The organism is Microbulbifer sp. 2205BS26-8 (genome assembly GCF_030731025.1).
Lineage (GTDB): Bacteria > Pseudomonadota > Gammaproteobacteria > Pseudomonadales > Cellvibrionaceae > Microbulbifer > Microbulbifer spongiae.
The window spans coordinates 24327-35464 of record NZ_JAVAMR010000037.1 but is presented as its reverse complement, the minus strand read 5'-3'; the positions used below and the strand labels follow the sequence as shown (position 1 = coordinate 35464).

6 protein-coding genes are annotated in these 11138 nt (G+C 53.7%); 2 read left to right on the top strand and 4 right to left on the bottom strand.

Features of this window, described 5'->3' with window-relative positions:
• Positions 1-631: 631 nt before the first annotated feature.
• A complete protein-coding gene (locus Q5Y71_RS12430) occupies positions 632-2635 on the top strand; it encodes a nucleoside-diphosphate sugar epimerase/dehydratase (RefSeq protein WP_306042451.1) in 2004 nt (667 codons plus the stop codon).
• Between the two features lie 227 nt (positions 2636-2862).
• Here the strand turns inward: Q5Y71_RS12430 and Q5Y71_RS12425 are convergent, their stop codons facing one another.
• Both Q5Y71_RS12425 and Q5Y71_RS12420 read right to left on the bottom strand, forming a co-directional pair.
• A complete protein-coding gene (locus Q5Y71_RS12425) occupies positions 2863-4056 on the bottom strand; it encodes an acyl-CoA dehydrogenase family protein (protein WP_306042450.1) in 1194 nt (397 codons plus the stop codon).
• Between the two features lie 267 nt (positions 4057-4323).
• The gene (locus Q5Y71_RS12420) at positions 4324-4839 is read right to left on the bottom strand and encodes an Lrp/AsnC ligand binding domain-containing protein (protein WP_301418700.1); all 516 of its coding nucleotides are present in this window, start codon (positions 4837-4839) and stop codon (positions 4324-4326) included.
• Between the two features lie 140 nt (positions 4840-4979).
• On the opposite strand from Q5Y71_RS12420, the gene putA reads away from it, so the two are divergent.
• Positions 4980-8126: a bifunctional proline dehydrogenase/L-glutamate gamma-semialdehyde dehydrogenase PutA gene (putA, locus tag Q5Y71_RS12415; RefSeq protein ID WP_306042449.1), complete on the top strand. Its 3147-nt coding sequence runs from the start codon at positions 4980-4982 to the stop codon at positions 8124-8126.
• A 425-nt stretch (positions 8127-8551) separates the two neighbouring features.
• Here the strand turns inward: putA and csrA are convergent, their stop codons facing one another.
• Both csrA and Q5Y71_RS12405 read right to left on the bottom strand, forming a co-directional pair.
• Entirely contained in the window at positions 8552-8740 is a 189-nt protein-coding gene (gene csrA, locus Q5Y71_RS12410) for a carbon storage regulator CsrA (protein WP_306042448.1), read from the bottom strand.
• A 1027-nt stretch (positions 8741-9767) separates the two neighbouring features.
• On the bottom strand, positions 9768-10853 hold the full coding sequence (locus Q5Y71_RS12405) for a 3-deoxy-7-phosphoheptulonate synthase (protein WP_306042447.1): 1086 nt from the start codon (positions 10851-10853) through the stop codon (positions 9768-9770).
• Between the last annotated feature and the right edge of the window lie 285 nt (positions 10854-11138).

Below are 11138 nucleotides of genomic sequence, written 5' to 3'. Positions count from 1 at the left end.
CCTAGCCCGGGATGGCCTCTTGATGCAAACTCCCATAATGCCAATGTACTGTCAGGCCCCTAATTGTAATATGAACTCAAAGAAAAAATAGTATTAATGCTCGGTGCGGAAGAATATCACATGATCGAGAATAGAATATTGTCCGGCGAGTAGTCTTGGGGTTTGTTTTGTAGTTTACCGCTGGCCGGAGCTGGTGAGAATTTTCAGTTACTCTGTAATGACGATTAGCACCCTCTTGGTTGATGTCTTTCAGATGGTACATGCGGCAATTGTCGTGATAAGCAACAATATGGTTTGCGAGTACTACTGGCAAGCATTGCTGCGAGATTTGGACTTGTCGTTGACTGCCTAGAAATATCTGGCTTCATCAAGAGTGCCAGCTTGGAATTAAAGAGCGAAGAGCACAGAAATGGCGTTGGTCATGGATGGAGTGCAGGTGTTAATTGTATACTGTGCTATCGTCAGTGACCATGACACATATTTGCGAGAGTTGCTCATGTGGCGTGCAATCGGGTGTATAAGCTTGGTGGTAGGTGGATGATAGCACTGGCTATTGTGTAGCGGGATGCTTATATCAGGTACCAAGCTGATTGGGTCAATGGGCGTTTTGAGTTGCGGCGGGGAAGGAATTATGGACAAGTTGCGTAATTGGTTGTTGGGGTTATCGCGTCGCAATAAGCGTATCTTGCAAGTAGCGACCGATATGCTGTTGGTGTGGCTGGCATTGTGGCTGGCGTTTGCTATTCGTTTGGGGTTCGACAAGCCAATTAACCCTCTTGACGCGTATGCCTGGTTGTTTATTAGTGCGCCGGTAATTACGATACCTATTTTCTTCAAGTTTGGCATGTACCGGGCTGTGATGCGGTATTTCGGTAAGGATGCACTGATTAGCATCTTCAAAGCGGTCACACTCTCGGCTCTGGTGTTAGCTTTGGTGGTCTACTGGTACCGCGATCCTCCGGCCACAATACCGCGCTCAGTTGTGTTCATCTACTGTTGGTTGAGCTTGGTGATGATCGGCGGCTTGCGCCTGGCCATACGCCAATACTTTATGGGGGATTGGTATGTCGCGAGCCAGCAGGTACCCTTTATCAACCGGGTAGATCATTTATCGAAGGTGGCTATCTATGGTGCCGGGGCGGCAGGTAATCAACTGGTGGCGGCATTGCGTATAGACCGGGTTATGCTACCGGTGGCTTTCATTGATGATGATGCTGGTATTGCCAACCGGGTGATCGCAGGTTTGCGGGTCTTCAAGCCCAAGAATATCCAACGGATGATTGATCAAACCGGAGCCCAAGAGATACTCCTGGCTATTCCGTCGGCCTCCCGTGCGCGCCGGCGCGAGATACTGGAATTGCTGGAGCGTTTTCCCCTGCATGTACGGAGTGTGCCGGGTTTTATGGACCTGGCGAGTGGCCGAGTAAAGGTCGAAGATATTCAGGAAGTGGATGTCGCGGATCTGCTTGGTCGCGATGCGGTGCCACCGCAGAAGGCGCTTTTCGAGCGCTGTATTCGTGGCCATGTGGTAATGGTGACCGGTGCCGGTGGTTCTATTGGCTCGGAGCTGTGTCGGCAGATCGTAGCAACTGGTCCAACCACTCTGCTGTTGTTTGAGCACAGTGAATTTAATCTTTACAGTATCCACACCGAGTTGGAACAGCGTATCCGGCGGGAATCGTTGTCTGTGCGGCTGGTGCCCATCCTTGGTTCTATCCGCAATCCGAAATTTTTGTTGGATCTCATGCGCTCCTGGGAAGTAAGCACAGTGTACCATGCCGCAGCCTATAAACATGTGCCGATGGTCGAGCAAAATATTGCCGAGGGTGTGATGAATAATGTATTTGGCTCGCTGTATACTGCACAAGCTGCAGTGAAGGCTGGAGTCGAACATTTTGTTTTGATCTCGACCGACAAGGCAGTGCGCCCGACCAATGTGATGGGTAGTACCAAACGTCTTGCAGAGATGGCGCTGCAGGCTCTAAGCCGGCAGTCGGCACCTATATTGTTCAACGATGGCGAAACGATCAACCAGGTTAGCAATATACGTTTCACGATGGTGCGATTTGGCAATGTACTGGGTTCATCGGGTTCGGTGATCCCACGCTTTCACGATCAGATCAAACGCGGTGGCCCGGTGACGGTGACACACCCAAATATTACCCGATATTTTATGACGATTCCCGAAGCCGCACAGTTGGTTATCCAGGCTGGTGCCATGGGGGAGGGCGGCGATGTGTTTGTGTTGGATATGGGCAAGCCGGTGAAAATTGCCGAGTTGGCAGAGAAGATGATTCACCTCAGTGGCTGCAGCGTGCGCTCTGAGAGGAATCCGCATGGTGACATTGCAATTGAGTTCACAGGCTTACGACCCGGTGAGAAACTCTATGAAGAGTTATTGATTGGTGACAACGTCAGCCCGACCGATCATCCGATGATTATGTGTGCTACAGAAGACTACTTGTCTTGGGAAACTTTCAAGATTGTTTTGGCTCAACTGCTGCATGCGTTAGAGCGCGATGATTATGAATGCGTGCGTCAGCTGCTGCGGGAAACCGTAAGTGGTTACACCCCGGAAGGGGAAATTATAGACTGGATTCACCAGAGGCGATGTAGAGAGCCTGAGTTGGCCTAATCACAGCGGGCTCACTATAAAGTTCGTTGCGTCTTAGCATGGATTTTGCCGGGATGCAGTCGGCCGCGTGACAATGTCAATGCATTTGACTATGCGTAATGTCACCGCTTGGCGCGGTCCGCTCCAGCTGGATTTATTGCATGCTCGCACCAGTGTGTGGATTCAGTCTCTACCAGCCTGGCGCTGTGCGGCAACGATAATGCTTGCCACTTCAACCTGATATCAGGTTAGCGCACATTGAGTAAATGGCGTGCGATAATCAAGCGCTGGATTTCGCTGGTGCCTTCGTAGATCGTTGTGATACGCACATCGCGACTCATGCGTTCCAGGGGGTATTCACGGGTGTAACCCACGCCCCCGTGAATCTGCAGTGCCAGATAGCAGGCTTCGTTGGCTTTTTCACTGGCAAACAGCTTGCCCATGGAAGCCGCTGGGCCAAAGGGCATCCCCGCATCTTTCTGCCAGGCCGCCTGTAGCAGCAGCAGGCGCGCGCCTTCCAGTTCGGTATATTTGTCCGCCAGTTGCCATTGCAGCCCCTGGAATTGTGCCAATTTCCTGCCAAATTGCTCCCGCTCATGCATGTAAGCACGGGCACAGTCCAGGGCTTCCAGGCCGATACCAAGCGCCAGGGCACCAATACCAATACGCCCCCCGGCAAGTTCCCCTGCAGCGATGCGGAAACCGCGATGCTCTTCACCCAATAGGTTGTCGGCGGGAATACGGCAATGATCGAAAGAGACCTCGTTGGTGACAGAGGCCTTCTGTCCCATCTTCTCTTCGGCCTTGCCGATAATCAGACCCGGGGTGCCTGCCTCCACCAGAAAGCAAGAAATCCCCTTGCCCTTTGCCGCGCTGGGGTCAGTTACCGCCCAGACAACAAAGACACCCGCAAACTCAGCACTACTGATAAACAGTTTGCTGCCGTTTAATACATATTCATCGCCTTCTTTCACGGCCCGGGTGCGCATGGCCGCGGCATCTGAGCCGGAACCCGGTTCTGTCAGGCAAAAGGAACCCGCCGGGTACTTGCCGCTACAAAGCTTCGGGAGGTACTTTTGTCGTTGCGCTTCATTTCCAACTGCCTGGATAACTTCGGCCACCATATTGGTGACAGAGGTGGTGGTTGCTGTAGAGGCACAGCCGCGTGCCAGTTCGGTAATAGCCAGGCAGAAAGCGATAGTTCCAGCGCCAGTGCCGCCATACTCCGGATCTACATTGATGCCCATAAAGCCCAGTTCGGCCAGCTGTTTGAGTTTTTCCAATAGCAACTGGCGGTTACCGGTTCTGTCAAGTTCAGCGGCAATCGGTTTCAGTTCGCTTTTGGCAAACTGTTTCGCTGCTTCCTGAATCATCTGCTGTTCTTCACTCAGTGAAAAATCCATACCGTACCTGCTCATGGTTATCGCGGTCAGCTCGGTCATATGGGACACGCCCAATCTGTACCAAGGATAATGAAGCTCCGGCCAATAATGATTGCCAATTTGTCTTATTCAGGCAAGAAATTCGCAATCGATGGTAAGAGTAGTGCAACAGAGACGTCAATCGGGAAGCGGCACAGATCCCGATTGCGCAGTGCATAGGGTTTCCGGTGGTGGCGCTCTCATTGGTTAGGTTAACTTGTTGGCCGGATTCAGTTTTCAATGGCCCGGTATCCGGCACCACCAGGTCCATATGGGTCAGCAGTGCACTTACACGGAACGCCGGCCAGATTTGGTCTTGGGCTCGGGGTCCGGTACGGCTACGGCAGTATCCGTCTTGACTTCTTCCATCACCACATAAGTATGGGTTTCACGTACACCTGGCAGTGAGGCAAGCTTTTCGCCAAGAAAGCGGCGATACCCGAGCATGTCCTTAATACGAATTTTCACAAGATAGTCAAAACCGCCTGCAACCATATGGCACTCCTGCACTTCCTCCAGACCGGCTACGTGCTGGTTAAAGGCTTCCAAGGCTTCGGAGGCGGTGTTATTCAGTGTGACCTGGATATAGACAACCAGGCCGGCATGGACCTTAAGGGGGTCCAGCAATGCGACATAGTCCCGGATAAAGCCTTCCCGCTCCAGGCGCTTGACTCGCTCCAGGCAGGGGGTGGGGCTGAGATTCACCCTGCGTGCCAGTTCTACATTCGGTAGGCGTCCATGGCGTTGCAGAATACGCAGTATTTGGCGATCGATACGATCGAGATCTTCCAACTGTCGAGACATTACAAAATACCCTGCTGGTAATCACGCAATTAGGCATTATATTTAACCACAACCTGCGCCAAAATGGCGATTAATTCTAAACATTTTCCCACATAATCCGGTCTTTTATGCTGACCATGGATATAGGCTTGGGAGGTGATATGTCGACAAGCTTCGCCGGAGATCTACACACTGCCCGGAAACGGATACACCAGTATTTGCATGCCGACGAAAACCACTGCGTAAGTGAACTCCTGGCCGGGCCCCGCCCAAATGACGCCCTGCGCAAGAGAATCCTGAGCACCTCCCGCGATCTGGTGCGCCACTCGCGCAAACAGCGTAGCAAGCGCGGTACTCTGGACGCGTTCCTGCAGCAGTTCGGCCTTTCTAACAAGGAAGGCGTGGCCTTGATGTGTCTGGCGGAGTCTTTACTTCGGGTTCCCGATGCGGATACTGCCGACAAACTGATTGCAGAGAAAGTGCATTCCGGCAACTGGGCCAGCCATCGTGGCCAATCTGACTCCCTGTTTGTGAACGCCTCCACCTGGGGTTTAATGCTCACCGGCAGTGTTGTTGAGCTGGATGCGGATATCACCGAGCAACCATCGCACTGGATGAAACGCCTGATCAGCCGCATCGGTGAGCCGATGGTGCGAACTTCCATGATGCAGGCCATGAGGATCATGGGGGGCCAGTATGTTCTGGGGCGCACCATCGAAGAGGCACTGAAGCGTGGGCCCAGGGAAAACCTGCCGGGCACCCGCTTCTCATTTGACATGCTCGGCGAAGGAGCGCGCACCATGGCCGACGCCCAGCGCTATTTCGATGCCTATAGGATGGCGATTGAAGCGATTGGCAAAAGCAACACCAAGTGCGATGTTGTAGAAACCAATGGAATTTCCATCAAATTGTCCGCCCTGCATCCCCGCTACACTGCGCTTCAGCGTGAACGTGTCATGGGCGAACTGCTGCCCCAGGTGAAGCGCCTGTGTGTGGCCGCAGCCAAATACGGGATGGGCCTGAATATCGATGCGGAAGAAGCCGAGCGCCTTGAGATTTCTCTGGATATTTTTGAGGCACTGGCGCGAGACTCGGAACTGAAAGGCTGGCAGGGGCTGGGCTTTGTTTTGCAGGCCTACCAGAAACGCGCACCATACGTGGCTGACTGGCTGATTGCACTGGGCCGCGATACTGGCCGCAAACTGATGGTGCGACTGGTAAAAGGTGCCTACTGGGACAGCGAGATCAAGCATGCACAGCAACTGGGTCTCACTGATTACCCGGTGTATACCCGCAAGTGCCATACCGACCTGTCTTATCAGGTATGCGCGAAGAAATTGCTGGACGCCGGCAGCGCCATCTACCCCCAGTTCGCCACCCATAATGCCTATACTGTGGGCCTGGTTCTGGCGCTGGCCGGTGACCGTACCGACTTTGAATTTCAGCGTTTGCACGGCATGGGCCATCTGCTGTATGCGCAGATTGAAGTGGTCCACGGCCAAGGTGTGCCGGTGCGGGTTTATGCACCCGTGGGTGCACACCGCGACCTGTTGCCTTATCTGGTGCGCCGCCTCCTCGAAAATGGGGCCAACAGTTCATTTGTCAACCGTTTTATGGATGAGGAAACCCCGATTGAGGCGCTGGTGCAGGATACCCTCGAGCTGAGTGAGGCCTGCACCCCCTATCGCCACCCGCAAATTCCGGTACCCGAAGATATTTATATGGGCGCAGAAGCCCTGCCAAGAAAAAACGCACACGGCATTGAATTGACCGACTCCCTTGCAGTTGCGCCTTTGATGGAAGCACTGGAAAACCAGCGCGGCAAACACTTCCTCGGCGGCCCTATCATAGATGGTGTTATGGGCAATGCGGAAGAACCGGTTTATAACCCCGCTACCGGCGAAGTGATTGGCCACACGGCCAATACCGACAAACACCTGATCGAGCAAGCCTACACTTCCGCGACTGAAGCGCAGATCGGCTGGGATCGTCTGGGCGGCAGCCAGCGTGCCGATATTCTGGACAGAGTCGCTGACTTCTATGAAAAGAAAGCCAGTGAACTTGCCACCATTATCTGTCTGGAAGCGGGGCGCACCCTCAATGACGGCATCAGTGAAGTGCGTGAAGCGGTGGACTTCTGTCGCTACTACGCCAATGCCGCCCGCCAGTATTTCAGTGATCCCACCGAGCTGCCCGGCCCAACCGGTGAGCAGAACCAGCTGTACCTGGGTGGTTGCGGTGTATTTGTAGCGATCAGTCCCTGGAACTTTCCTCTGGCTATCTTTACCGGTCAGGTGGTTGCCGCTCTGGCAGCGGGCAATGCGGTACTGGCTAAGCCTGCTGAGCAGACGCCGATTATCGCTGCTCACGCTGTGCGCATGATGCTCGATGCCGGTGTGCCGGCGAAAGTGCTGCACCTCATTACCGGCAGCGGCGCTGCCGTGGGCAAACTGCTGATCGAAGATCCGCGTCTGGGCGGTGTGGCCTTTACCGGCTCCACCGAAACCGCACGGTTGATTAACCAGCAGCTGGCCGCCAAGGAGGGCCCGATTGTACCGCTGATCGCAGAAACCGGAGGTCAGAATGTCATGATTGTGGACTCCACCGCCCTGCCGGAGCAGGTTGTAGACGACGTGATACAGTCCGCCTTTCTCAGTGCTGGCCAACGCTGCTCCGCTCTGCGTATTCTCTGTGTACAGGATGTCATCGCCGACAATCTGCTGACCATGCTCAAGGGTGCCTGTGAAGAGTTGACCCTGGGTGATCCCGGTAAACTGGAAACCGATATTGGCCCGGTTATCGACGCAAAAGCACAGGGCATGCTGGAGGCGCACCGTGAACGCATGAGCAGGGAAGCCAAGCCACTATTTACTTTTGACAAAGATAAAGTACCTGATAAAGGCACGTTCTTTGGTCCGCAAGTTGTGGAAATCGAGGATTTCTCCATACTGAAGCGCGAGGTGTTTGGCCCTTTCCTGCATGTGATACGTTTTAAGGCGGAGGAACTGGATGAGGTCATCCGCCGTATCAACGCCACCGGCTACGGCCTTACCTTTGGTCTGCATTCGCGCATAGAAGGGCGTGCCCAAGCGGTATTCAAACGTGTGAATGCGGGCAACTGCTATGTGAACCGGGATATGGTGGGTGCAGTCGTGGGGGTAAACCCCTTTGGAGGCCGGGGCCTTTCCGGCACAGGCCCCAAGGCCGGTGGACCACACTACCTGTTTCGCTTTGGCAGTGAAAAAACCAAGACCATCAATACAGTTGCCACTGGTGGCAATACCCAGCTGTTTACGCTGGGGCAGTGAGCCCAAGAGGGCATGGGCCCCTGTATGTAGCCACTGGTGGCAAGACCTCATTCACAGTGTCAACCCGGCCAGACGGCCGGGTTGACAGCTGGTATCCCTGCCAGCTTGTATAAAGCCGGACTGTGCCGGGCGGCTTTGGACTTTGATTTCCCGGTTCAAACCTGCCTTCCCGCTACGCTCAATCCATTCAACACCACTTGCAGGTTGATTCCCATATTGGCCAAACAGCCATCCACCATAGAGGTACCTCCAGTCTGAGTGAGGACCAAAAAGAATATTTTGATACCGGGAGCCAGCCCCGGTTCTGCGCCGCTTCAGATACAAAAACTGCTGCTGCAGTAAATATTTTTGAAGATCCCAAACCGTTAAACCCGCAGCCTTAGCGGGAAAGCCAGCATCATGGTGATGGTAGGGGGAACTGTTTCTCAGCAATTGTCATTGCCTAGCCCCCGTTCTCTTTGGATACGCAGATACACTTCTTCCCGGTGTACCGGCAGGGATTTGGGGGCCGCGATGCCCACCCTGACCTGGTTACCCGAAATACCCAGTACGGTAACGGAAACATTGTTTCCAATTCTGAAATTCTCGCCGGGCCGGCGTTTTACAACCAACATAAGCCTTTCCTTCCGGGCTGTAAGTCCCGGTTTGACTTTTTGTGATGGGCGTATTGAGGCAGTTACAGTGGAAAGCGGGGGCGGGGCGCGGGAACGGTAGGCGGTAAAGCAGAATCGGCGGATGCAACGCGCCCAAAGCCTGGGCAACCGCGCCAGGCGCTTGATGGGGCCCCGCTTTATTGAAGACGAGCGGGCTTCTAGCGTATTATACATATAGCCATTTTGATAGTCTGTTTATCAATTTGGTTAGCTGGCCTTTGGTGTTCCTAGCACCCTGGGTCAGCGTCTTTTACTTACGCTTAGGTCACACTACCGTTCTCCTGTTGCAGGGAGGGATCTTTTAGAAACTGCCTGGGCCGCTTGGATTTATTGGGTTTCTTGTGCCTACCCTGGGGGTATGGGCTCCCAGAAGCCTGCACAATCACGGCCACCATGCAGATAAACGCCTAAGTATTTTACGCAGCTTTACTACTGAAGAAAACTGAATACAATCCAATAAGATAATTTTAGTGCCTATATTTTTAACCGCCTGCGCTTGAAAAAGGTGCAGTATCCTATTCAAAAGTGCAATTTATCAAAGGCCCGGAAGGGAACACGCTGGCTTTTGTCTACGTAACCAATAAGGGGTGTATATAAAATGCAGCACAGGCCCCGTGGCGTTACCCACCACAGTGATCGAGGTAGTCATTACCGGTCGATTCGATACACCGAACAGCTTAATGGGGTGGGTTCCCAGGCGTCGGCGACTCTTGTGGCAACACACTGGCAGAAACTTTCAACGGTATATGCAAGGCGGGGGTCATCCACAGACGGACTTCGGGAAAGGGCTGCTTGAGGTTGAATGCGCAATCTTGACCTTGGTCGGCTGGTTTAACCATCACCGTATACGAAAATCTGTATTATCAACAAGCCGAGCCTGCCCAAGCGGAATGACTCAAATCAAATTGCCTTCGACAAACCCGGGGGGATTCAGTTAGCCACTTCCAGCACCTTGGTATTTTTGCCACTGCCTGCATTGCGGGGTAAATCATATACCGAGTCTTTGGTTGCGGGATCTCAGCGGCTCGTGCAATTGTTTCGCTATTTCCAACAGCAGGGATTCGGTGGTTTCCCAGTCGATGCACTTATCGGTTACAGAAACCCCGTATTGCATCTGGTCCAGGTTCGGCAGAAGTTTCTGGTTACCGGCTTTCAGGTTACTCTCTACCATGATGCCGATAATCGACTGGTTGCCGTCGAGAATCTGGTGGGTCACATTGTTCACTACCAATGGCTGCAATTCATGGTTTTTGTTGGAATTGGCGTGGCTGCAATCCACCATGATATTGGGGATGATATTGGCTTTGCGCAGTGCTTGTTCACACATGGTTACGCTGACAGAGTCGTAATTGGGTTTGTTGTTGCCACCCCGCAGCACCATATGGCCATATTGGTTGCCGCCGGTGTGGATGATGGCGACCTGGCCGCGTTTGTTGATGCCCAAAAAGCGGTGTGGATTGGCGACCGATTGCAATGCATTGATGGCCACTTCTAGGCTGCCGTCGGTGCCGTTTTTGAATCCCACAGCGGAGGAGAGACCGCTGGCCATTTCCCGGTGAGTCTGGGATTCCGTGGTGCGCGCGCCGATAGCGGACCAGGAAATCAGGTCCTGCAGGTACTGGGGAGAAATAGGATCGAGGGCTTCGGTGGCTGTGGGCAGGCCCAGTTCGGCAATCTCCAGCAGCAGCTTGCGTCCGATATGGAGCCCTTCTTCCATCTTGAAGGAATCATTCAGGTGCGGGTCGTTAATCAGCCCCTTCCAGCCCACTGTGGTACGGGGCTTCTCAAAATAGACGCGCATCACAATCAGAAGGGTATCGGCGACCTTGTCCGCCACTTCCTTGAGGCGATGGGCATAGTCCAGCGCGGCGTTCACATCGTGGACTGAGCAGGGTCCGATCACCACTATCAGGCGGTGGTCTTTGCGGTCCAGAATATTGCGCACTGTGGCGCGCCCTCTGGCAACGGTGGCCTCAGCGGCGTCGCTGATGGGAAGTTCCACCTTGAGGGTTTCCGGGCTGATCAGAACTTCCTGGGAGACAACATTCAAGTCGTCGAACTGCTGTGTGCTCATGGCGTTTACTGGCTACTCTGTTCCCTTGTTGTCCGGCGCAAATACGCGCGCCGATCCCTTATCCTACTGTGCTGCGAAAGCTGGGGCGAGGGTTTCATTTGCAACCAAATACCGGGTGGACTATCGGAAAATAAGACGGCATTCCCCCTGTAATAGTCTGGCACTTTACCGGGGTTTGGCAGTGATGCCGTGCAAGGGGATGGAGCAGGCGGGGAGAGGTGGCGGATAAATCCATAAGCACAGCGGTGAACTGCCACCACCCGGGGGGAACCGGGAAGTTGTGAG

What these genes read in the sequence shown, in the direction of transcription:
- csrA (WP_306042448.1), bottom strand. Translation starts at nt 8,740, where the DNA reads ATGTTGGTTGTAAAACGCCGGCCCGGCGAGAATTTCAGAATTGGAAAC.
- Q5Y71_RS12425 (WP_306042450.1), bottom strand. Translation starts at nt 4,056, where the DNA reads ATGACCGAGCTGACCGCGATAACCATGAGCAGGTACGGTATGGATTTT.
- Q5Y71_RS12420 (WP_301418700.1), bottom strand. Translation starts at nt 4,839, where the DNA reads ATGTCTCGACAGTTGGAAGATCTCGATCGTATCGATCGCCAAATACTG.
- Q5Y71_RS12430 (WP_306042451.1), top strand. Translation starts at nt 632, where the DNA reads ATGGACAAGTTGCGTAATTGGTTGTTGGGGTTATCGCGTCGCAATAAG.
- putA (WP_306042449.1), top strand. Translation starts at nt 4,980, where the DNA reads ATGTCGACAAGCTTCGCCGGAGATCTACACACTGCCCGGAAACGGATA.
- Q5Y71_RS12405 (WP_306042447.1), bottom strand. Translation starts at nt 10,853, where the DNA reads ATGAGCACACAGCAGTTCGACGACTTGAATGTTGTCTCCCAGGAAGTT.